This window comes from Cryptosporangium arvum DSM 44712, assembly GCF_000585375.1.
GTDB classification, from domain to species: domain Bacteria; phylum Actinomycetota; class Actinomycetes; order Mycobacteriales; family Cryptosporangiaceae; genus Cryptosporangium; species Cryptosporangium arvum.
In genome coordinates this window covers 3,258,921-3,281,949 of sequence record NZ_KK073874.1, presented here as the reverse complement: position 1 = coordinate 3,281,949, position 23,029 = coordinate 3,258,921, and the positions used below count along the sequence as shown (strand labels likewise).

The window sequence follows — 23,029 nt, the reverse complement described above, 5'->3', positions numbered from 1 at the left end:
TTTCAAACAGGCCCTAGCTCGAGGTGCACTTCCGCGAGAAACGCTTCCGGGTCGGCGACAACGCCGTGCTCAGTGAGAAGGTCCACCGCGAGGGTCAGCGGCTCGGGCGGACTGAGGAGCTGGCGTCGGTGCGCGATCGCGGTTGCGCGGGAAAGTCCGCCCTCGATGGCGGCGGTGCCCGGCGGGGCGGCGAAGCCGAGGAGGGCTATCGCGGTAATCCAGACGTAGGCGGTCTGTGGATCTGTGAGGAACAGAGCGGCTAGTCCCTCCATGGCGGCCATTTGCCAGGCAGGAAGGGCATCGGGCTCATGCTGCGTGACGTGCTCGTAGATAGTGAGCAGATTGGCTAGTGGCTTCTCTTGCCAGAGCCACCAGGACGGGCGAGTCAGTACAGCGGCACCGGCGCGGGCCGTCCAGCCGTCGGCGGCGGCCTGAGCCAGAACGTCGCCGAGAGTTGCGGGGACATCCACGATGAACTCGGCGACGAATACCCGGACGGCTTCGTGCTGCCAGGCGAGCAAGGCATCGACGCGCTTTTGGTCCCCAGTGCTGGCGAGGACCTCCTCGATCGAGCGGACGGTTAGGGCCTCGATCAGTGCGGGCGTCCCGAAAGCCGGCACGCCGAGGGCGCGGGCGAACTGGCGGACGGCAACATCGTCGCTCCACAGCGTCCAGCCGTTGGTTCTGGCGAGTTGGATCGGACCTGCCCATGGCCCAAACACGGCAGGGTCGGCGTCGCGGAGGTCCGGTAGCGCGTCTACCGGCTCGTAGAGGGTGTGCGCTGAGATCTGGTCGAGGGCGTTGGCGCGACGCAGCATGGTGAGGCGTTCGGTCGAAGTCAGAGGATAGAAGATCGGCTGCCCATGGTGTTCGTCCCAGCCGAGCCGGCCCGCTCCCGCGGCCTCACCGCGGGCCTCGATGCGGGCGAGGATGATGTCGCGGCGGCTGTCGAACGGAAGGTGCAAGCCGGCAAACCGGCCGATGAGTTCCTCTCCGTGGGAAAGCTGGCTCAGCAGCATCAGCGCGGAGGTCTCCACGGCCACGTGGGTGTTGAGGGCTGCCGCGGCGGCCTGAACGTCGGCGTCGTGTTCAGCGTCGGCTACGGAGGCAGCGACTTGGACACCGGACGCGCGCTGTATCAAGGCGAGGCCGTAAGGAATTCCGAGCATGGTGGCCAGCATCCCCAGCGGTATCCGGCCAGCCCTTACCCGTTCGACCAACTCAGCCAGCTGGCTGTGGTCCCGTGCGGACGCTGATTCAGCCAGCTCTGCAGCGAGGGCATCAAGAGAGCCGTCCACGCGGCGCAGGCCGAGGAGCGGTCCGTGCGCGTCGATGAGGTCGTTCAACGCGCCGAACGCGGCCACGTAAAGGTCGTCCGGGACCATCGAACGAGGGTCACCGGACTCCAGATCGTCGATGGCGACAAGCTCCGCGGCATCCGTGTCCTCGGTCTGCGGGTGCGGCTCGGTGCGCGTGTTACGAACGAGAGCGGTGAGCAGCCCTGCGGCCAGCGGTGGGTCGGCGTTGCGGAAACCTGTTGCCATTGCCAGCGCTTGCTTGGCGTCCAGAGGATCCCAGGTTTCGCCGGCCATGGCCTGCAGCCACGCTCTGCCTTCGGTGGGTCTCTCGGCCTGCGGCCGGTAGTGGCGCAACGTCGTCGCGGCCCTGCTCGGATCGAGCTGCATCAGCTGGGCGTGGACGAGATACCAGACCAGCCAGCGGGATGGCGTCGTCATGGTCCGGATGGCGGCCATCACGTGCCGCTCGGCGTCTCTGCCGTCCCGGCGGTCCAGCGCGCGTTCGACCAGGAAAGTGAGGAGGCGCCGCCGGTCGCTAGGCCCGAGGTGAGGGTCCGCCAGCGCGTCGCGCGCAGCTGATTCGGCCTCTTCCATCCGGCCGGCCTGGCGTAGGAGGTACGCCCGCTGAGCGGTGAATACCGGTTGCCGCAGAGTCCGTTGGGCCAGGTCGCAGGCCGCGAGCGCCTCGTCGAGGCGGCCAGCGAGGGCCAGACGGCTAATAAGTGCCTCAGCCGCTGTGGGGTCTGTCGGGGTCAGCGCACGGAGGGCCGGGATCGCGCTGTCGAGGTGCTGTTCGGCTTCGGCGATGGCGTGGATGCGACGCTGAACGATGGCGGTGATCATGGACCGCTCGACCAGCTGCGTCAGGCGTCCGGAAACGTCGACGCCGAGTTCGGCCAGTTGCATGGCGGCGTCCACCACGCGCCAGGCGTCACCAGCAGACTCTGCCGCCGCGAAGGCCTGCGTCCAGAGGTCGACGAGACGGCCGGGGGCAATCTCCTCACCGCGGGCCCGGGCCGCCAGCGTCTGGGCTCGGGGCGACTCATCGAGCCCGTCGGCAAGTCGCTGTGCGAGCGTTGTCTCGCCGAGGGTCAGCGCGGCCATGACGGCGTGTTGGCGCACTACTGGGCGGTCGGCCTCGTCCGGCAGCGCTTCCCCGAACGGAGGGCCGACCGCGTGCCGCAGCATCGCCTCGTAGTCCTCGGAGACGCCGAGCTGGCGAAGTAGGTTTTCCAGTGGTTCGCCAGTGGGTCCGCTCCACCGGTGGCGCTGTTCCACGACACGAATGAGCTGAGCGCAAGCGCGCTGGAGGTCGTCCGGCTCAGACCGTGAACTCTGAGAGCGGCGAAAATAGGCGTCGGCGAGCATCATCATGATGGCGGTGTCGTCCGGCTGCAGCTCCAACGCTGTGCTTCCATACCGGATCGCGGCGTTCAGGTCACCTGCTTGCACGGCATGTCCGGCCAATATCGCCTGGACCACACCGTCTTGCTGCACCTGATCCGACGCCAGATCGAGATCCGGCGGGAGCGTCCACGCGGAGGCGTCGGCGTGCGGATGGTCGAGGATCGCCTTTGCCAGCGACACCAGGATCTGGGCGCCATCGAGCCGCTCCGCCCTGGTGAGCAGGTCGGCGGCGCGTGCCCGATCCTCATGCAGCAGCGGCAGGGCCGCCGCAACAAGCAGACGGCCCTTTTGGCTGCCGTCCTGGTCGGCGGCGGCTCGTTCGAATGCGACCGACGCGAGTTCGGGGTGGTCGTGCGCCAAGGCGTAGTTCGCGACGGCCCGCCAGCCGTCACCTCCCGCCCGGGTCAACCAGATCGGCGACGCGCTCAATAGCACCTTGACCGTGTCCTCCGGCTGGCCCCGGCCGTCAGCTAGATGGACGGCCAGCACGGCGCCATCCTCCGGCCGATCAGCATGAAGCCGCTCAAGCACGCCCACCGTGGCTGGCGGCAGGACGGTCAAAAGCTGGTCGTAGCGCAGTTGCGCTTCTCGCTCGATCCCGCTGGCGATGTGATTCCACACGTCGGCGGCCGTACTCACCGTGTTCACGCGGGGCACGACGATCCGGTTGCCCTTGCCGGTCGACTCAACAGTCTGCGGCGTGACCTGCTGCCAGTAGGCGACGCTGGTATCTGGGTCGACCAGCACCACGATCACCGGGAGCGCATGGCCGGTCCACAGCTTCGCGAGACGATCGTTGAAAGGAAAGCTCCAGCCCTCGCCGGACGGCTTCGTGAAGAAGCTTCGACCGCACTTGATCTGTAGAGCCAGCAGCCGACCGGTGTGGCCGAAGCCGGCGTCTTTCACCTCGACGTGCGCGTCGATGCCGGCATCCATCATCGTCTGGTCGCGAAACGCCCACCGGAAGGATAGGAGGACGATTCGCTCGACGATGTTCATGCCCAGTCGTCCGAGGTTTTCGCTGTCGAGCCCCTCCTCGGCCATGCTCCCCCTTCACTGCCCGGTTCCCCCACGGCCCGAGCAGTCTAGAACTAGCCCGCGATGAGCATCTGGCCTCGTCACCGCGTAACCAGCCCAAAACCATCGTCGCGGTCGGCCGCGCGTCGACGCGTCGGCCGATGTGTCGCCAGAGAACCGAATACAAGCTGCAGCGTTGTCAGGTGAAATTCCCATCGGCGGCATGAGCGAGCATCCGTCTCCCACTCCACAGCTAAACCGCGCCGTTGATCGTTGACTCTCGCGACTCGCACCACGCCTGCAGCGCGAGCGATCCGCAGCGGACTGTGGGGGCGAGCGACCGCCGCCTGGTTATGCGTCGGGATCCCCGGGTGCTCGACTCGACAATTGGACGGGCGACTACATCCGCATGATGAGAGCATCAGGCTTGTGATGACGCCGCGCGCTAGCCAAACTATGCGCCATCTGATCCGCAGCGGGTTGGTCGCCGTAGTCGCAGTATGGGTAGCAGCTTTGGCGATAGCTACTAATATCGCGACGGAGCTCCTGCCTCAATGGCCTTGGCTCGAGAATCGCGTGGTCATGTGGGCTTTGGTCGCCTTGCTCACCGCCGGAACGGCGACGCTCGGCGTGCTCCAGCATCGTCAATCCGCAGAGGTCACCTCGGGCGACCGACCAACTAACCCAATGGCAGGAGGGCCGGACGAAACTCCCAATGCGCCGGTCGCTCATGCGCACAACTACTTGGCCCCTGTAACGCAACTCTACCAGCACTCTTTCGGTGCGCGCATCACCGAGTCAGTGCCGGCAAGCAACTTGCCGCCTCGCAACCCACACTTTACGGGCAGGGAAGATGCGATTGCTCGACTAAATCGCCTTGTGTCCGGGAAGCGAGGGGCCGCCATAGCCTTGCACGGCATGGGTGGAGCGGGGAAAAGTCAGATAGCGCTCGAGTTCGCCCACCGAGCGCGGACTGACGATCATTACCAGATTACTTGGTGGGTTAGAGCCGAGTCCGAGCTAACCATGGTCGAGGACTTAACTCGACTGGCATCGGCACTAGGCATTTCAGCAGGCTCAGATCTGTACACTACCGCAAACGATGTGGTGATTGCTCTGCGCTCTATGTCGGATTGGTTAATCGTGCTGGATAACGCATCGGACGCGACAACCGTTCGAAACTGGGTTCCAGGGGGATCTGGCGACACCTTAATAACTTCTCGAACCCGTCCCTGGATAGGGCTAGCGAACGGCCTAAATGTTGGACCATTCGATCGACTTGAGTCGGTAGCCTATTTGATTAATAGTTCGTCGGAGTTCGCCGCCGGCAACGACCAAACGTCCGCCGAGATGCTCGCCGAGGAGCTAGGCGACCTACCTTTAGCGCTTACCGAAGCAGCTACCTACATGGAAGCCCACCGCCTGTCGCTGTCTGGGTACCTCCACCTATTCAGAAGGACTGAGGCTCAAGGGTCGCGGCTTACCGAACTTGCAGTCGACTATCCTCGCACCGTCGCGACAACTTGGTTGATCCACCATGCGACTTTGGCTGAGCAACAACCGGGCGCCTTAACGCTGCTGCGACTGTTCGCATTCCTCGATCCGGATGAAATCCCGACCTGGTTAATCACCGACCAAGCACTGGCGCTCAAAGGACCTATCGGCCGGGAGTTGGCCTGGAATATCAGTGAGTCCGAGCTAGAAGAGCTCGTTGGATCGTTGGCAAGGTTGAATTTGGTGACGCGCCTCGACGATTCGCACGTAGGTATGCACCGCCTCGTAGCAGAGGCAACGCGTAGCCAGCTGACGAGCGATGGAATGAATGCCCTTGACTGGGTGCATTGGGTAGCTCGCATCGTGGCCGCCTCCATGCCAGACGATACGTGGGGGCATGAAAGTTGGCCGGTCATGACCGAGTTAGCTCCGCACGCCGCCAAGGTGCTGGAGCACTGCGGGACGTTACCCACACCAGAGGCTGGTGAGTTGCTTACTAAGCTAGGCGCGTACCTCGCTGGCCGAGGAGACACCACGGCAGCCCGAAATTGCTTACGCAAAGCCCTCACGTTCGTCCGCAGCCTGGAAGGCCCGTATTCGATGCGAGTGGCAGACGTTGCTAGTCTCCTTGGCAATGCGGAAGACGATCTAGGGAACATGGAGGCGGCGCTAAATTACTTAGAATTGTCTCTCCTTATCACTGAGGAATTGTTTGGTACCGACAATCTAACAACAGCCTTCCGCGCTGGGCATCTCGGCCGCACCCTTTACCGGGTGGGTGATTTTGAAACGTCACAAGCAGTACTAGAACTAAGTTTAGGAATAACAGCGAAACAGGCCGGCGAGATGCATCCGATGAATGCTTTCTTACTGAGCATTCTCGGGCGAGCATTGTCCAAAGGCGGCTCTCCGGTCAATGCTCGGTCCGCTCTCGATCGTGCGCGGATAATCCTTGAAGAAGCGTTCGGGCCAGATGCTCCACAATTGACGTCCGTGCTCGCCGGCTTAAGTCGCTTACAGCGGGATGCGGGCGACCTCAGAGCAGCGCGAAACGGTATCGCACGAGCCATTTCAATCACGGAGAATACCTACGGGCCAGATCATCCGAATCTCGAAAGCTATCTGCGCCAACTCTCTGAAATCGAAACCGATATGGGCGAACTTCACCGAGCCGCTGTAATTGCGCAACGCGCAGACGCCCTTCATGACGCCTTTCGTAGCGCGCGATGGGCGGAACGCCTACGCGATTCTTAAGGGGTTGACGCACTCTCGTCGGCATGACAGCGAGTTTCAGAGCAGGCCGCACCGAACAACACACGCGGATATCAGGCCGTGGCGGCTGCGCTAAGTACGTCGCGACGGAGTGTCCGCGATGTCGGCCCCGGAATGGCATCCGGGCCGGGCATGGCTCGGCCAGCGGCGTCGAGGCCGAGGCGCCGGACGAGGGCGGCATCGTCATCGTAACCCCACTGGTCCAGCGCGTCGGCGAGCGCACGGCAGGCCGCTGGTCGGCCAGCGGCGGCATAGTCCCAAAGGGCGTCTCGGTCTTTAAGTCGGATGAGGAGAGCAACCAGCGCTCCGGCTGCGTCGTCGTCGCCGGTCTCCGCGCGGGCTTCCAGTCCGTGTCGGTCTCCGGCCCGGTACAGGATGTGTGCGACCAGGCTTGAGGTTTCCGCATCAGCCTGGTCGCCGTACGCGGTGAGTGTCTCGAGGGCGCCGGCCAGGTCGTCGACGTTCATTTGCATCTTGGCCAGCGCGCGGGCGGCGTGGAGGTGACCTGCTTCTGCGAGTTCCTGCAGCCCTGCCTGGTCTCCATCCTCGACCAGCAGCCGGATGAGGCCCGTTAGTGCGGCCGCGTTGTCGTTGCTTGCCTCGGATGCGAGGGCGGCGACGTCTCGCGTGCTACACAGCAACTCGATCAGCAGGGCCTCGGCGTAGGTGTCACCGGTACTTGCGAGACCTCGAAGAACGTCGGCGTCGCCGCGTTCGGCGAGAAGCTCGGTGAGGTAGGTACGAGCCCCCGAATGACCGGCAGCGGCCCACTGTTCGAGTACGTCGTAACCGTGGTGCCTGCGTGCCGCGGCGAGATAGCACTCGGCCGCCATCGAGTTTCCTGCATCGGCGAGGCGCCGGAGGCCTTCCACGTCCTCGCGCTCGTCGAGGCGGTTGGCGAGGGTATGACCGACCCAAGCGCGCAGGTCCCCGTGTGACTGCTGCGTGGAGAGCCACCGATCGGCCTCGGCGTGCTGTGCTCGGCTGTCGAGTAGAGCCAGGAGGCGAACGGCGGCCGCCCGATCCCCGCGCTCAGCGTTGGCGCGCAATGCGGCAGCATCGCCGCGTGCGTGATGCAACTGGTTCCACCAGGCTGTGGTGTGCGGGTCGCCGCGTCTGTCGGCCTCGTCGAGCAGCCGTTCGACTTCGCTGAACTCGCCCCGGCGCAACAGGATCTCCGTGACGTGGCCTGCCGCCACCGGGTTGTCCGGGCTGATCTCCCGCAGGAGGCCCAGGGCTTCCCGGATGCGGTGCTGGCTGACCAGCAGGACCACGAGTCGCTCCAGGGCGACCGAATCGCCACCGCGAGCCACTGCGGTCAGGCCACTGATGTCTTCCCGCACGGCCAGCAGGTCAGCACGGCACACCCCCGCAGCGGCGTCGCCGGCTTCGGCCCGCGACCACAGTTCATCGAGAGCGCCGGCAGCGAGGAGACGGTGGGCCAGCAGGTATTGCGCGTCCGCGTCCCCGGTGGCGGCCCATTCCCGCAGCCGCTCGTCGGCATCGGCGTGCTCGCCGATGCCCTCAGGTGTCGCACCAGTTGGTGGCGGGCGGACCGGGAACCATCGCTGGCGTTGATCTCCAGCAGGGAGGTCGCGCGCTGCGGGTCGCCCATCTCGCCGAGCAGATCCACTGCCTCGGCCAGCGCTTGGCGATCTCCCGCGGTTCCGGCCGGCAACAAGAGGTCAAGTGCGCCGGCGAGGTCACCCCGGTTGATCAGCAGCCCGGCGAGCTCTCCGACCGCATCAGGGTGTCCCGCGGTGTGTGCTTGCCTCCAGAGGGCCTCGGCGCAGAAGTAGCGGAGCCTTTCCTCGGCTGCCTTGGCGAGGCGGACCGCGTCCTGCGGATTGAAGGATTGGACTGCCAGTTGGGTCCACACGGTCGCGGGGATATCGAGTGTCGGTTCGGCGTGGGCGACCAAGTAGTCAGCTACGGTGTAGCCGGTCACGAGGCCCATTGCGTCCGGATCGGCACAGTACGGGATGAGCATCGACGAGGCTCCATGCAACGTCTCGGTGCAATCCTCCAGCGCTGATGAGAACCAGTCCGACCCGGCACCGGCGCGATCGCGCTGCATACAGTAGCCCGGCGCGACCGCTTTCAGCAGATCAGGGGCGAGGGGCCCGCGGTGGCCCAGGCGCGCGAGGGCAATCGCGGCCGTCATGACAGCCCAGGTTCGTGGCGCTGCCGTGCGGCAACCGGCCAGCCGGGAAATGAGCAGGGGCGCGGCAGCAAGCGTCTGCGTGAGTCCGAAGTCGGTATCGACCAGTGCCGTCCGGATCCTCGGATCATGTTCGGCGACAGCCCGGGCTCGCAGTCGCTCGGCGGCGGAGAACTGATCACTGATGAACGTCGCGCGAGCGAGCTCGAGAAGCCGCCGTTCATGGTCACGGTGATCATCGTCGTCCGGTGTCGGCAGCGCTGTGTACCGGCGATAGTGCTCGGGCCAAAGTGTTCCTACCACCACGATCCGCGCAGGGGAATGCAATAGGGCCAGAACGGTCTCGGCAGTGATCGGATCGCTGCAGTCCACGTATCGCTGCAACTCATCGAGCCACAGCACCGTCCGGTCCTGCCCACTGCCCACCAGAGACTGCACGTCGGCGGAACAGGCCGGGCGGAAGATCCTCCAGTCCGGCAATTCCGCGCGGACCGCCTCGAACGCGCAGCGCGTCTTGCCGACCGACGAGCCTCCGACCAGTACCAGGAACGCCTGCGGCGCGGATCCCTCGCTGTGCGGCGGCGCGGAGCAGTGAGCGGACTCCGTCGGCTTCAGTGTCGGTATCACGCAGGACGTAGGACGGCTGCCGCTCGTTCGCCTGGCCGGTCACCGTGATGGCGTTATGGACGCCGAACTCCCGGGGATCGGCGTCGGCCACCGGGACCCCAAGCAGAGCGGGGGTATCCGGACCAGGAGCGCGTCGCCATTCCAGGAACGCCGCCTCATAACGGCGGACGGCCTCGTCAGCCTCATCCGTTCCACCGCCCAGCGCACGTGCCAGGCTTATCGCCTGCTGAGCATCGGCGGGAAGCGACAGACCGCGAAGGAGATTGCTGACACGGGTCCGGTTTCGCAAAGCCATTCGCGACGCGATCGTCCGGAGGCTGGGATACCCGGCCTCTTCGTGCAGGGCCCCGACGAACTCCAGCCACCCGCGCACCGGCCCGACCGGAGGCCACTGGCTCCGATCGCTCTCGCCGCGGCTTGCCACTCGCGCTCCTCCGCATCACGCCACCGGTGTTACAGGGGACAAGTATCTCGGGCCGGTGCGGCGCATGCTGTCCCACGGCGTCTCCTGCCCGTACCCGTTACACCCGGCAAAGTGCAAGTAGACGTCGGAGGCGAGCATGACGGAGACACGTCGGCCGCGGGAGCATGCCTCGGCGCTGCCAGGTTGAGACGGGATCAGCGTCTTTGCCTGCCAACCTGCGAAGGAGCACACCGTGGTGACGTTCACCGGAGTGGATCTCGGCGACCTCGCCGCCATCCTCGGCGCCCTGATCAATCTCGGTATCGCAGTCGCGCAAAAGCTGCGTAAGGAAAGGGTGGCCGACCGGCCGGACGACAGCGCTACCGGCAAAGCGGTGCAGGTATCACCGACAGACCTGTCCACGTGATGGCCTCTGAGCTTCACTGCGCCTCGCCTCGTGCTCCATCGCCGTGTGGCAGGGCACTCCGGGCGGCTCCTCGTCCGGACTGCGGAGAACCAGCGAACTAGCTGATCGCGGCCAATAGAGTGCGCTTCGCGCGCTCGGCGGCAATAGAGTGGGATGAGGAGGCGTCGAAGGGAACGCTTCCCTCAATCCTAACGAAGGTGCAACTTCGACTGTGCGCACCAGTGCGTTTTTTATTTGGCCCGGCAACGGCTAGGGGCGGCTCTCAAAGAGAGCCGCCCCTTCATGGAACTGCGGCTCCTAGTCTTTGCAGTAGTTCCCGTTGTTTGTTGACCACCAGGTAATGGTCGACTTCCCCTTGTAGGGGCGAGTGAACGTCACCTTCAGGCAGGCTCCGCGAGTGCCGTGTTTGGTGGCGGCGTCACCGATCTCCTGCTGAATGAATCCCGCGTGGAGCGCCGCTGCAGTGCCGCATGCGATGCCGACGGGCGGTGCAGCAATCCCCAACGGACCGCAGATACTACCCGCCAATGCCGCATATGCCCCGCCGCCAGCAGCGAGCTTGTCATTGGCTGCTCGTGTCGCCGACCTTGACAGGTATGCGCTGCAGGTCAGGGCGCCACAGTTGATTGTTACCGGCCCAACCGTCGTCGCCGCCTGAGCCGACGCTGTCGGAAGCAGAACGACAGAAGCAGCGACGGCAACGAAAAGTGTCACGATCACTCTAACAGCAGATTTTGCTCGCATAGGTTCCCCCCAGGAATTGCGCGCACATCTTCCGCCAGAACGCTAGCAAGGATCATTGAAGCCGGGCAACTAGCTCGATGCACCGTATGCACCCCTCCTCGTTACAGCACCTCGTCCGTATTCAGATGCTCTGTTAACGCCTGGCGCCAGGTTGCGAGCTGGCGAGGAACGGCCACTCCAAGGTCGTACGGCCGCCGCGCGAATGGAGGTCGCATTACAAATGTGTGGCTACTCGTCAGTTCGTTACAGATATTAGAGTTTGGTGACGGCCGGCCATCGTCTGCACTCGGCAGAGAAAGTCGTTCGATGCAGCACTCACATCGAATAAGTGCGGATGCATTCTCATCGGCATGACAGTAAGTTCCCGCGCCTGCAAGCCGGGATGGTTCCGGCGCCCTCACTGCCGAAGGCGGCATCGGGCCGTCGATGGATCTATCACCTCCGTGCACGTGTCATAGAGAGCAGGCCTGCGGGGGCACTACGGACGTACCGCCAGCACCGTGAGGCTGGCATCAACGGATCAGCACGCCCAACACGAGCTGCGCCGACCCGGTTTCAATCGGTCCGTTGGGTCAAACCGTCATGCTGAGTTCTCTCCACCTCTACATCGCATCACCTGGGCTTCCCGTCCACGACCGCGGTCGCAACCGCCCACCCGCCTCTCCGGCCGGTCGGCCTGCGCCGCCCGTGAGCGCCCCGCCCACCCGCACCACTCTCTGCACCCCGACGTAGACCGGTAGCTCCTACCGCTCCAGCCTCCGCACACACGGAGGCCCTTCGGCGTGCCCGCCCTCCGCGTCCTCCCGAAGGAGACACCCATGTCCCTATCCCTGGTCTGTCTTCCCGACGACACTCCCGCCGAGAGGATCGCCGCCGCTGCCGAAGCCAGCCTCGCCGCGCTGTCCCTCACCACCCACGGTCCAGCCGACCATTTCCTCGCCGGCCGACGCCGCCACTGGTTCTCCCGCATCGAGCACGAATCCATTGCCGGTGGCCGGCTCCACCACCTCGACCTTGCCGCGATGCGCAACGCCGCCTACCAGCTCAACTGGTACCGGTGGACGGTCTGGCAGCAGGTCGTGGCCAATACCCGCCCCGCCCAGCCCTACTGGACGTTCCTCGCCCACCACCGGACCACGCCCACCCGGTACCCGCTCGACCGGGCGCAACAGGACTACCTGGCCCAACCGCGCGTCCTGGTCATGAACACCTACAACGCGCTGCCGCACCGCGCGATGGACCTGCCGACCAGCCACCTCGAAGCACTCCAACTCGGCTCCCATGCCTACGCCCACTTCGGATGGCTCTCTGCCGTCCCCGGCGACCGACTGCTCTGCCTCGACGGCACTCTCCTCACGGCCGGTACCGGGCAGCTCGCTCCCCGGATGGACTACCTGGCCGAGGCCAACGGGCAGATCGACACGCTCGCCCCCGACGACATCGTCGTCGCGCTCCGCACCCCCTGACACCACGTGCACCGAGCGAATCGGCACGCGCTGATTCGCCCCCTCGTCATGCGCCCACACCCGATGGAGACCCCCAATGCCCACCGACCAGAAACTCCCCCGCCAGCACGCCATAGCGACGATCGCCGCCGCGATGCTCATCACCATCTCGTGCGGCCTCCTGGCCACCGGGCACGTCAAGGCAGCGACCACGGTCAACCTCGCCGGCCTCATCCTCGCGGTCCTCCGGCTCGTCCAGTTCAACCACCAACTGGTCGACGTCACCCAGCAGCTCGACGAGGCCTACACCGACCCGGTCACCGGGCTGGCCGTGCGCCGCGTCGCCGAGCACTACCTGGCCGACCACACCGGCGAAACGCTGACCGTCGCGCTCGTCGACGTCGACAACATGCACGCCCTCAACGCCACCTTCACCCACACCGGAGGCGACGAATACCTCGCCGGCATCGCGCAGCGGCTCACCAGTACCGCACCGGAGCATCTGGTCGCACGTCTCGGCGGAGACGAATTCCTCATCGCCGGCCCCGCCGCTCCCCAGACCCTCGCAGAAGCGCTGACGGCCTCCTTCCAACAACCGGTGACCGTCGGCAGCACCTCCGTGCCCGTGCAGGCAAGCGTCGGCATCGCGACCGGTTTCGACGACCCCCGCCGAGCCCTCGCCGCAGCCGATCTGGCGATGTTCGCCGCCAAACGCAACGGCACCGGAATCGAGTTCTACGACCCGCTCCGCGACGGACTGCCCGCACCAACCGGTGACCGCCCTGCGGACCGCCGCCGCGACCGCCGGCCGACCGGTTCCGATACGCCTTCCCCCAAGGAGTGAGCCCTAATGGGTGCCAACATGATCGCCCGCGTCTTCTACCTACCCGCCGATACGGAACTCGACAGCGCCGCGGCCACCGCCGTCATCGAGGAGCTCTGCGCCAACGCCTCCGTCGATGACCTGCGAATCCTGATCGAGAACGGCTGGATCGAGCCCGCACTCCCCCACGGCGAAGACGCGTGGACCGAAGCCGCCCGCGTCGAGGAGCTCCGCGCGGCCGCGCAGCACCACATGCTGATCCTGTTCGAGCGATTCCGACGGTCGCTGACCGGCCGCGATGTCCAGCGTCACCGATTCGCGCCACCCGACCAACCGGGCCTCGACGCCTACACCACCGGCGGGCTGAGCTGGGGTGAAGGACCAACAGACGCCTTCGACGCGTGGGATCTAGTGTTCGACGTCGACCGCTTCCCCGAGTCCTGGGCCGATCGGATCGGCGCCGCAGCCGGCCTTCTGCATCCCTGGGGCGGAGGACCGCCAGCCGTAGCAGCGGAGTTCCGGGCCTGGGCATGAACGGGCCTCGGTGTGGTTGTTGCGGTAACTGCGTCCTTTCAAGAGACAACCGCCCGTGGTGCGGGCACTGCGGCTGCTACCTGATTCACGATCCTCGACGCGGGGACTGGATCAGTTTCGCCGAGCGCGACTATCGCCGCCGTCACGAAGACGCACAACGACGTGTTGCCGCCAGCGAGGCAGCAGTCGCTCGCGTGCTGCGGCAGCTTCAGGCCGGTGCCCCGAGCGGTTGGACAGTCGCTCCGCACGGCCGTCCCGACGGCGGGCTTCGAAGCGTGGTCGTTCACCCGCCCGCCGATTCTGTAGATGCGACGGGCTACCTCATCCCGCCCTACGACACCGACCCTGGTTGGACGGTGCGGATCTGGGATCGCGGCGCCCGCATCGACTACCCGCTTTACATCCCCGGCGGCGCGCACGCCGCGTACTACGCCACCGCCGCCGACGCCATGGACGCCGCAGTCAATGCCCTGCGCATCGTCCTGAGCTGACCGAAATCTGAGCCTCGTCGGCTCTCGCACGCAACGCGTTCTGCCCCTGGGCCGGCCGCGGAGCCGTGCCCAGGGTCCCACCACCCCTTTTGGAAGGGACCCATGTACAAGCACCCGAAGATCGCCATCGTCGGTGGCTCGCTCACCGGCCCCACCCTGGCACTCCTGCTGCTGCGCGCCGGCTTCGATGACCTCACCCTGTATGACGCCGCACCCGCCCTGGCGACGCGGACCGGCGGCGTCATGTCGCTGGAGAACACCGCGCTCGACGTCCTGGCCACGATCGGCATCCCGCAGCGAGAGATCGTCACCGGCCGGTCGGACACCATCGCGCAGATCACCGTCCGGAACCGACGCCCGATCAAGACCACCCGGATCCCCTACCCGGGACGCTTCACCACCTGGGCGCTGCTGCACGCCGCGCTCCGCGCCCGCCTGCCGGGATCCGTCCTGCATCTCGGTACCAGGATCGTCGGGCTGCACGAGAGCGTCCGTGGTCCCGTTGTCGTCCGCGCAGACGGGTCTTCCGAGCCCGCTGATCTGGTCGTGTTCGCCGACGGCCGCAATTCGATCGGCCGCCGGCTGCTCGACCCCGGACGGCAGACGTGTTACTCCGGCTGCGTCGCGCACCGGGGTACGAGTTCGCGGCCCGGTGACCCCTCTGGCGATTTTCGCCGCTACGACCTCGGCCAGGGTGGCCAATTCAACCTCGCACCGGTGCCCGGCGGGCAGGACTGGATCTTCGGCCTCAACGCGAGCCCCAACGAGTTCCGCGCGTGGTTCGGAGTCTCACCGGGCGAGCGGAGCTACGTCACGGACGGGCAGATCGGCGGGTCCGCCCGCTCGCGTCTCGATCAGGAAGCGGTCGACCGCCTCCCCGCGGCCGAAGCCCACCTCGTGGTCTCGACCCGCCGGCGCGCGGCCGTCGCGATCATGGACGTCGATCCGCCGACGTCGATGGTGTGGCCGATCGGCGCCGGCTACGCCGTGCTGCTCGGTGACGCCCTCGCTCCGCCCCGGCCCGTGACCGCCCGCGGAGCCAACGCTGGAATCGAGCAAGCAGCGGGTCTGGTCCAGTGTCTGCGCCACGGCCAACTCGGGGATGACCTGCGCGACTGGGAGCGCCACTGTCTCCCGGACGCGGTCGCGACGCTCGAGCGTGGCCTGCTCATCAGCAGCCGCCTCGGCCTGGGCACCTCGCACACCATTCCGGTCCTCGACGGAGCCCGTCGATGAGCCCGGACCTTCTCGTCGTTCCTCACACCTGGCTGTACGCACCCCGCAATCCCACGCTGACGATCACCTCGTTCCAGGAAGCGCCGACGCCGGACGGGGTCGCCTGCACCGCGACGATCAGCGTGAACGACGAGGCTGTCGGGCTGCTGCACAACGACGGCCGTGGCGGCGCCACGGTCTTCCACAGCAACGGCAATCCCCGCTTCGGCCCCGCGGACATGACTGCGTTCGTGGCGGCGTGCCGCACCCATAACGGTGGGGTGCTCGCCGCCGAGTGGGTCTTCGAGGAGCTGATCAGCTCCTGGTCCCTGGAGTACGCCATTCAGGTCGCCCGGCGTACCGGCCACCGCGTGATCCGCGCCCTGGACGCGATTGGTGAAGCGGAAAGCGCGGAAAGCCTCGTCGTCCTCAACGGCGCCCACCGGCTCGTCGGAACGCTCGCCGGCTCCGGGCGCGACGCGCTGATCGCGCACCTGACTGCGACGTCGTACGGCAACGAGCAGCGGTGGTGGCAGGTCTGGACCGAGCTACGCCCCCGCCACGGAGCCTGGCAGGACCTGACGCACCGTCCGGCCGGCGTTCCCGCCGACCGCGACTCACGGTGAGGCGCTGGTCCCGCGCGCAGCGGGCTCCGCCGCCGCTGACTGCCCGGCTGTTGCCGTCTTCGTCCACCTGACCAGACGCGGCCAGCAGGACCGCGTCTTCACTCTCCTGCGAAACGGAGACCGCAATGATCGACCTCTTCACCTCGCCCGCTCGGTCAACACCGGTGCTTCGCCCCGGCCAAGCCGTTCACGTCAACACCGGACAGACCTGGCTGGCCGCGACCGTCGTCCTGACTACCCGCACCCGCGTCGGACTGCAGTACACCGATCCACGGCGGGCATCGACGTCCGTGCCGCGCTGGCTCGTCCGACCCGCTGACCGGGTCACTCTCCAGCCCGTTCACCGTCTGCGAGTCGGTGCGAACGTCCTGGCCTACGACGGCACCGAGCTCCAGGTCGTCGCCTGCTGTCAGCGCCACAACCGCTGGTGGGACATCTACTACGCACACGGTGCGCGCTCCACGGTTGCTCCCCGGTCGGTTCTCCGCGTCGCCGACCCCACTCCCCCAGTGACCATCCACGGTCGCCCCCTCTGCGACCTCGCGACAGAGCCGCGACCGGCTCCGAAAGGACTCCCGTCATGACCGAACTCGTCCCCGTCGACCAGACACCGACCCAGCAACTCGCCGACGTCCGCAGCGCCTACGACACGCTTCGCGCGCAGATCCGCGCCTACGTCGTCGACCAACACCGCCGCGGCGAGATCTGCCGAGCCGGACTCAACGCCTTCCTCGTCCACTTCGATCTGGGCCTCTACCGGCCACACCACACCGTCACGTTCACCGTGACCGGCACCTTCGAACTCACCCGGGAGGACGACCACGGCCTGTGGGCCACCGAAAACGACGTCCGCCACCGCCTGCTCGTCGACACCGGACACATCCGCGGCGTCCTCGACGGAACCGTCGACTTCGACGTCCACGTCACCGCCACGCTCAGCGACCAGAAGGACCTGTGACCACCCCAGAGTTCCGTCTCCGGGCCACCGACGACGTCGACCTCATCGCGATCGTCCCCTACCTGCTCGGCTTCCACCCGGCCGACAGCCTGGTGACCATCGGCGTCGACGAGGGCAGGGTGCAGTTGACCACCCGAGTGGATCTCCCACCCACCACCGAAGACGCGTCCACCGAACCCTTCCTCCACACAGCCGAGAGGACGGCGGCACAGATCGCCGCAACCAGCTTCGAGGCCATCGTGATCGGCTACGGATCCGCCGACCGCATCGCCGCCGCAGCTCGGCCGCTGGCCGCCGCCCTCACCGCTGCAGGCGTCGCCCTACGGCGCATGATCCGCGTCGACGACCACCGCTACTACTGCGTGACACCGGGCTGCATCAAGTGCCCGCCCGAAGGCACGCCGTACTCGGTCGCCAAAAGCCAACTCCCGGCGCAAGCCACCTACGCCGGGATGGTCGTGCTCCCCAGCCGCGACAGCCTCGACGAACTGATCGCACCAGTCACCGGGCCAGAACAGGAACGGATGCACGTCGCGTCGCTCACGGCCCTCCGTCACCTGGCCACTCGCCTGCCCGCCGAAGACCGGAATGCGGTGTCCGCTGTTCCGGCCGAACTGCTCACCGAAGGCAAACACGCCGTTGACGACGCCCTGCACGCCGCGGCCGACGGGCAGCCCTTGTCCGACGAGGCCGCTGCGATGCTCCACGCCTTCCTGCTGATCCCGCCGGTCCGCGACTACGCCGCAGCCGCGTGCGACGGCAGCAGCGCCCAGCGTGCGCTCTGGACCGACCTGACCCGGCGGGCCGAGCCGGACCTGGCCGCGGCCCCCGCGTCGCTGCTCGCGCTCACCGCATACCTCGGCGGCAACGGCGCGCTGGCTCGCGTCGCCCTCCAACGCGCCCTTACCGCGGAGCCCGACTACCGGATCGCGCACCTGCTCGACGACGTCCTCAGCACCGGCATCCACCCCAACGAGCTGCGCCGCTTTACCAACACCCGGAACGACAACCGCTGATCCGCTGATCGCATCCGACTCCTCCGAGTCGGAGCGGCGGCTCCACCTCGCGCCTTCGGGCCGGCTGGGGCCGTCACGGTCCCAGCTCGCCCGTCGGCATAGACGGGAACCTCATGAGCCACGACAAGGACCACACCGCCCTACTGGAAAAACTGCAGGCAGACTTCGACGAGCGACTCGCCCAGATCGCCAGCGAGCCCGCCCAATGGGTCGAGTTCCTCGAACGCGTCGCGGTCTTCGGCGCGCAGTACACGCTCACCAACCAACTACTGCTCCTTGCCCAGGCCGACGAGCGCGGCATCACACCTCGCTACTTCCTTCCCTTCGGCAACAGGGCAGGCACCACCGGCTGGAAAGCACAGCATCGTCACGTCCGGCCGGGCGAAAACGCCTTCAAAGTGTGGGCACCGATCCGCCGCCGCCCCACCGACGAGCAGGCCGCCGAGAGGGAAGCCGCCGGATACACCGTCGTTCGGGAGCCGTCCGGACGTCCGGCCGTGCAGGTCGTCGGCTTCCGGCTCGCCAATACCTTCGAGCTCTCGCAGACCGACGGTGAACCCTTCGAACCGCCCACGGTGCTGCGCCGCCGACGCGCCGCTCCCCAGCTGCTCACCGGTGACGACCCGACCGGCGCCTACCCGGACCTGGTGACGCTGATCAATGCCGCAGGCTACCACTACGAGCTGATCGCCCCTGCCACCGGCTACCTCGGCGCCGCCAACGGTGTCACCGTGCACCGGCCCGACGTCCGCGTCGTCCAGGTCCGCAACGACGTTAGCCCCGCCCAACGCACCAAAACCACCGCCCACGAGCTCGCCCACATCCGATGCGGGCACCTGGATCAGCAGCTGACCAGGACGGATCTGCACCGTGGGCGTCGAGAGACCGAGGCGGAGAGCGTCGCGCACATCGTGCTCGCCGCACTCGATCTGGACACCTCCGCCTACAGCGACGCCTACGTCCTCGACTGGGCGGCCGGCGACCTCGCCCTGATCCGGTCCTGCGCCGAAACCGTCCTGAGTGTCGCCAAGCACATCCTGCTCGATCTCCGCCCCGGGCCAGAGCCATCCACCCCGGCTCCCTCGGCTGAGAAGCAGGCCGCCTGATGAGCACGCCGGACATTCCCGCGCACCTGGTGGGTTGTCCTCGATCCGGGGGTCTCGTCGTCCCGTGGGTCACCCCGAGCACCCGTGAGGGCATCGCACTCTTCGGTCAGCTGACTGACCTGGCCGTCGCCGTCTGCCTTCTCGAGGAGTGCTGCCAGATCTGCGGAAACCGCCTCCTCGATCGAGCCGTGCTGTTCGCTCGGGAATCCGACCTCCGGCTCCAATGCACCCCCGAACCGCCGGTCTGCCCGCCGTGCGCCGCCTACAGCATCCGGGCTTGCCCGATGCTCGCCGGCAGCCAAACGCACTACCGGGCCACGACACACCCCGCCCTGGCCGGAACGCCTCCGACGACCGGCGCGCTGCTCCGTCAGGGCGCGTCCGCCGAGCCCTGGCACGCCGTGTGGGTCCGCATCTACGACGTGATCAACCACCCGATCCTCCCCGAGACGCTAGCTGCCTCCTGGCGGCGGATCCCGCCACTGCGCATTCGGCCGGTCACGACCGGCAGGGGCCAGAGCGCCGCCTGACTCGCGCGACTCAGCGCTTGTGTCGCCACGACACGCGCGGAACGAGCACTCGGTCACCGCGAACGAGAGCCACATCTGAATCCCGGCCGACGGCACCCGTCGTCCGCCGCCGCCCGACACGGCACCGAACGAACCCGCTCGCGATTACCTCCCAGGAAGGCGGCCCCTCATGGGCAAACACGCAGCACCTGACCCCGAACGACTCGGCTGCCGCCACCGGATCACCCGCGGCGCACTGCACCCACTCACCCACATCGTCACACTCGTGGGCTTGCACGTCGCCGCGCTGACCGTCATCGAAAAGACTCCGTTGCTGACGTTCCTGTTCCTCCACTGACCTACCCGTAAGCACTGCCCGCACCTTCTTGATCGCCCCGTTCGACGCCATGCGCGGGGCGATGCGGCCCCGCGCTGTCGAACACCCGGAAACACCGGAGGTTCACGACAATGACCAGCGCACTCTGCGCCAACTGCCCAGCCGACATCACCACCCAGGACGGCGCGCTCCGCTGCCGCGCATGCATCGGGCACGCACATTCCCGTTGCGACGGCTGCGGCCAGTGGTACCTGGCCACCGCCTACTGCAGTGACTGCTTCTACTGCGTCTCCTGTGACCGCGCCGTCCCATCCGACGCGACGAGCACCCTCGCGTCCGGGGAAGAGATTTGTTCCGACTGCCGCTCGCGCTTCTACTGGTGCTGCGAGGAATGCGGCGAATACACCAGCGATGACACCGACTCCTGCGACAACGGCTGTCCCACCCGCTGCGGCTGCGACGGCTGCAGCGACGAACGCTCACTGATCTTCGACTACAGCTACAAACCGCTGCCGATCTTCCACGGCGCCGGTCCGCTGTACCTCGGGCTGGAACTGGAAGTCCACAGCATCGACGATCACGGCCCCGCCCGAACCGCAACGTCACACCTCGGGGACTTGGGCTACCTCAAGCTCGACAATTCCGTCACGGATGGCTTCGAGATCGTCAGCCACCCCATGTCCTACACCTGGGCACTCGCGCACTTCCCCTGGGAAATGCTCACACTGCTGCGTGAGCACGGATGCCGCACGTCCGAGCGCACCGGCCTCCACGTGCACCTCTCAAGAAAGGGATTCAGCTCACCGGGCCACACCTACCGATGGATGAAGCTCCTCTATCGCAACGAGCAGCAAATCGTCCGCCTCGCCCGGCGGAGCTCGCCCGACTTCGCGGCGTTCACCAACCGCGATCGCCGCGCCGTCAAGGACTACGCCAAAGGCACGTCCGGCAACGTCCGGTACACCGCTATAAACGCCTGCAACACGGACACCTTCGAACTGCGAGTCTTCGCCAGCTCACTCGACGCCGAGGAAGTCCGAGCCGCGCTCGCGCTGGCCGACGCATCAGTCGAATACACCCGACACCTAACCGTGCCGGTCATCACCCGCGGCGGCTGGACTTGGGCTGCGTTCGCCGAGTGGGTCGCCGCGCGGCCGCAATACGGGCCGCTCTCCGCACAGATGGAGACGCACGCATGTGCTCGCTGACACTGGCGACGGGCCGAGCGACTACCCGCCGGCGGCAAGACTCATGATGCGAGAGCACTCGCCCCGCCTCCGCCCAGGTCAGCTCGTCGATCTGGTGCTCACTCACCTCCGCGCGCACCCTGAACTGGACTACACGTCCTACGAGCTCGCACGAGTCCTCGGACGCTCCAGAGGCACCGTGCACCGAATTCTGCTGAATCAGGAAACTCTCGGCACGGTCGCCCGGACGCATCGGCAACCAGCCCGTTTCCGCATCAACTCATCGCCCATCGATCGCTGAGCAACTCACCGCGATCGCCAGGGACGCGCCCTCACCAGGTCCAGCGTCCCAACTCGGGGCGCTGGGTCCTGCCTCACCGTCGCAGGAGTACCCATGCCGCCCACTGCATCGCTGACCGCCGACACAGATCCCGGCAAGATCAACGAAACCACGTCGCATTCGGACCTCACCACTACCCCACTCGCAGCTGATCCCCCCGCCGCTCCACCAGACGGCGCCGCTGTTCAAACAGCCGCGTGGATCTTCTACTGCATCGCCGCTCTCGGCTCCGCGATCGGCCAGATCTGGGTAGGCATCGACGCCCCGCCGTGGCCACCGGAGATCGACTGGTGGTGGCGCGCCCTGATCGTCACCCCGTTCGCGATCGTCATCGACCTGGGCGGCGTCGTCGCCTCGGCCTTTGCTGACTTTCGGCGACGTCTGGGCGAGACCGCCTATGGCTGGCGCGTCCTCTCCGCCGGCGCGGTTTCGGTTGCCGTCTCCATCAACCTCGTCGGCCACTACCACGTGCCCTACCTGTCAGTCGTCTTCGGCGGCATGGGAATCTTCGCCTACGCGGTGTGGCTGCTCCACGCCGCCGCGCGCCGACGCGATGCCCTCCGCGCCGCCGAGAAACTCGCCGAGACAGCACCCGTCTACGGTCTCCGTCAGGAGCTCCGCGAACCGGCCGTTACCGGCCGGGCTCGCCAGCTCGCCGTCGACTTCGGCTACTCCCGCCAGGAATCGCTCACCGTGGCGCGGCAGCAGCTGCGGGGCGAGCAGCGCCACGCAGCGCTTTCCATGCACATAAACAAGCTCATCCGTGCGCGACACCAAGACCCCATCCTCGCCGAGATCGCCGTCACCACACTCGACATCGACGCCATCTCCGCGGCACTCACAGCCCAATCCGACAGCGCGGCGTGGGCCCGCATCATCGGTGCTCAGCTCACGCCACCCGGCACAGACCGGAACGCCCCACCGCCCCGTGGCGCCACGCCGCCGGCGGACGTACTTCGACGCGTTCCCCGAGACCCCGCGTCGTACGAGCGCTGGCGCCAACTCTGGGCCGAACTGCGAGCCGGCCCTGACATCAGCTCATCCGAATTCGCGGCCCGCCACGGCATCTCCACCCGCCAAGTCCAATGGATCCGCAGCGTCGGACAAAGCGGCCTCCTCGACTCGCCTGTCCCGCTCCTCAACCGCGTCGCGGACCTTGCAGTGTCCGGACGCAGTCCGGCCGGCGATCCGACGAACGGAGCCGTCCCACCGCACTGATCTCATCAGCGCTCAGTCAGCCTGCCGACACCCGTCGGCAGGCTGGCTCGCACTGAACGGCCCGAATGGCCGAACCCTCGCCTTCTCGGCAGCGTTTGAGCGCAAAGCGGCCTTTTCTATTTGGTTTATTAGTCATCATATAGGTCGGAATGAGCGCTCTTCTGTAGCTATGCTCTTGGGGCTGGACCTCACTCGTGGCCAGCAGGCAGGGCATGAGTGCCGACGCCGGGATACCCTGGGCAAATAGGCGTGAACCAGGCCCTTGCACGAGTCAATGACAAAAGTAGAGCAGTGGCGCACTCCAGGCGTGGACGCAGTGCGCCGCCGAGTACGAACCAACGCCGATGTTAGCTCCCGAGGCGTCCTGGCCACTC

18 protein-coding genes are annotated in these 23,029 nt (G+C 66.7%); 15 read left to right on the top strand and 3 right to left on the bottom strand.

All coding sequences use genetic code 11. From position 1 onward, the window contains the following. Positions 1-2: 2 nt before the first annotated feature. Entirely contained in the window at positions 3-3,749 is a 3,747-nt protein-coding gene (locus CRYAR_RS43090; protein WP_051570263.1) for a DUF4365 domain-containing protein, read from the bottom strand. Between the two features lie 405 nt (positions 3,750-4,154). Here CRYAR_RS43090 and CRYAR_RS45275 point away from each other — a divergent pair, with 405 nt between their 5' ends. Continuing rightward, positions 4,155-6,470, top strand: a complete 2,316-nt coding sequence (locus tag CRYAR_RS45275; protein ID WP_342673865.1) for a tetratricopeptide repeat protein — start codon at positions 4,155-4,157, stop codon at positions 6,468-6,470. Between the two features lie 71 nt (positions 6,471-6,541). Here CRYAR_RS45275 and CRYAR_RS15335 read toward each other — a convergent pair whose 3' ends face one another. Continuing rightward, positions 6,542-7,762 (bottom strand): ATP-binding protein, encoded by a 1,221-nt coding sequence (locus tag CRYAR_RS15335; RefSeq protein WP_169745033.1) that lies wholly within the window; start codon positions 7,760-7,762, stop codon positions 6,542-6,544. A gap of 44 nt (positions 7,763-7,806) precedes the next feature. Beyond that, complete coding sequence (locus tag CRYAR_RS15330) at positions 7,807-9,276, bottom strand: hypothetical protein (protein WP_035851504.1); 1,470 nt, start codon at positions 9,274-9,276, stop codon at positions 7,807-7,809. Positions 9,277-9,932: 656 nt separating this feature from the next. Between CRYAR_RS15330 and CRYAR_RS47035 the strand changes: the two genes are divergently transcribed. From CRYAR_RS47035 to CRYAR_RS15270, 14 genes are all read left to right on the top strand, one after another. Continuing rightward, positions 9,933-10,106, top strand: coding sequence for a hypothetical protein (locus tag CRYAR_RS47035; protein WP_157017703.1), 174 nt, complete (start codon positions 9,933-9,935; stop codon positions 10,104-10,106). Positions 10,107-11,668: 1,562 nt separating this feature from the next. After that, positions 11,669-12,316, top strand: coding sequence for a hypothetical protein (locus tag CRYAR_RS43085; RefSeq protein ID WP_157017701.1), 648 nt, complete (start codon positions 11,669-11,671; stop codon positions 12,314-12,316). A gap of 76 nt (positions 12,317-12,392) precedes the next feature. Next, entirely contained in the window at positions 12,393-13,139 is a 747-nt protein-coding gene (locus tag CRYAR_RS43080; RefSeq protein WP_051570259.1) for a GGDEF domain-containing protein, read from the top strand. Positions 13,140-13,157: 18 nt separating this feature from the next. Further along, positions 13,158-13,652 carry a hypothetical protein gene (locus CRYAR_RS15315; protein WP_157017699.1) on the top strand — a complete coding sequence of 165 codons (495 nt, stop codon included), beginning with the start codon at positions 13,158-13,160 and terminating at the stop codon, positions 13,650-13,652. A gap of 275 nt (positions 13,653-13,927) precedes the next feature. Beyond that, the gene (locus CRYAR_RS15310; RefSeq protein WP_035851499.1) at positions 13,928-14,143 is read left to right on the top strand and encodes a hypothetical protein; all 216 of its coding nucleotides are present in this window, start codon (positions 13,928-13,930) and stop codon (positions 14,141-14,143) included. A gap of 102 nt (positions 14,144-14,245) precedes the next feature. After that, a complete protein-coding gene (locus CRYAR_RS15305) occupies positions 14,246-15,379 on the top strand; it encodes an FAD-dependent monooxygenase (protein WP_051570257.1) in 1,134 nt (377 codons plus the stop codon). Further along, the gene (locus CRYAR_RS15300; RefSeq protein WP_035851498.1) at positions 15,376-15,984 is read left to right on the top strand and encodes a hypothetical protein; all 609 of its coding nucleotides are present in this window, start codon (positions 15,376-15,378) and stop codon (positions 15,982-15,984) included. The genes CRYAR_RS15305 and CRYAR_RS15300 overlap by 4 nt, the downstream gene beginning before the upstream one ends. A gap of 580 nt (positions 15,985-16,564) precedes the next feature. Continuing rightward, positions 16,565-16,942 carry a hypothetical protein gene (locus CRYAR_RS48030; protein ID WP_035851496.1) on the top strand — a complete coding sequence of 126 codons (378 nt, stop codon included), beginning with the start codon at positions 16,565-16,567 and terminating at the stop codon, positions 16,940-16,942. Continuing rightward, a complete protein-coding gene (locus CRYAR_RS15290; protein ID WP_051570255.1) occupies positions 16,939-17,958 on the top strand; it encodes a DUF4192 domain-containing protein in 1,020 nt (339 codons plus the stop codon). Before CRYAR_RS48030 ends, CRYAR_RS15290 begins: the two co-directional genes overlap by 4 nt. A gap of 113 nt (positions 17,959-18,071) precedes the next feature. Continuing rightward, positions 18,072-19,064 carry an ImmA/IrrE family metallo-endopeptidase gene (locus CRYAR_RS43075; RefSeq protein ID WP_051570253.1) on the top strand — a complete coding sequence of 331 codons (993 nt, stop codon included), beginning with the start codon at positions 18,072-18,074 and terminating at the stop codon, positions 19,062-19,064. Next, complete coding sequence (locus CRYAR_RS15280; RefSeq protein WP_035851494.1) at positions 19,064-19,594, top strand: hypothetical protein; 531 nt, start codon at positions 19,064-19,066, stop codon at positions 19,592-19,594. Before CRYAR_RS43075 ends, CRYAR_RS15280 begins: the two co-directional genes overlap by 1 nt. A 169-nt stretch (positions 19,595-19,763) precedes the next feature. Beyond that, a complete protein-coding gene (locus CRYAR_RS47030) occupies positions 19,764-19,931 on the top strand; it encodes a hypothetical protein (RefSeq protein ID WP_157017697.1) in 168 nt (55 codons plus the stop codon). Between the two features lie 110 nt (positions 19,932-20,041). After that, positions 20,042-21,118 (top strand): hypothetical protein, encoded by a 1,077-nt coding sequence (locus tag CRYAR_RS15275; RefSeq protein ID WP_211247460.1) that lies wholly within the window; start codon positions 20,042-20,044, stop codon positions 21,116-21,118. A gap of 373 nt (positions 21,119-21,491) precedes the next feature. After that, on the top strand, positions 21,492-22,655 hold the full coding sequence (locus CRYAR_RS15270) for a hypothetical protein (protein WP_051570251.1): 1,164 nt from the start codon (positions 21,492-21,494) through the stop codon (positions 22,653-22,655). Positions 22,656-23,029 lie beyond the last annotated feature (374 nt).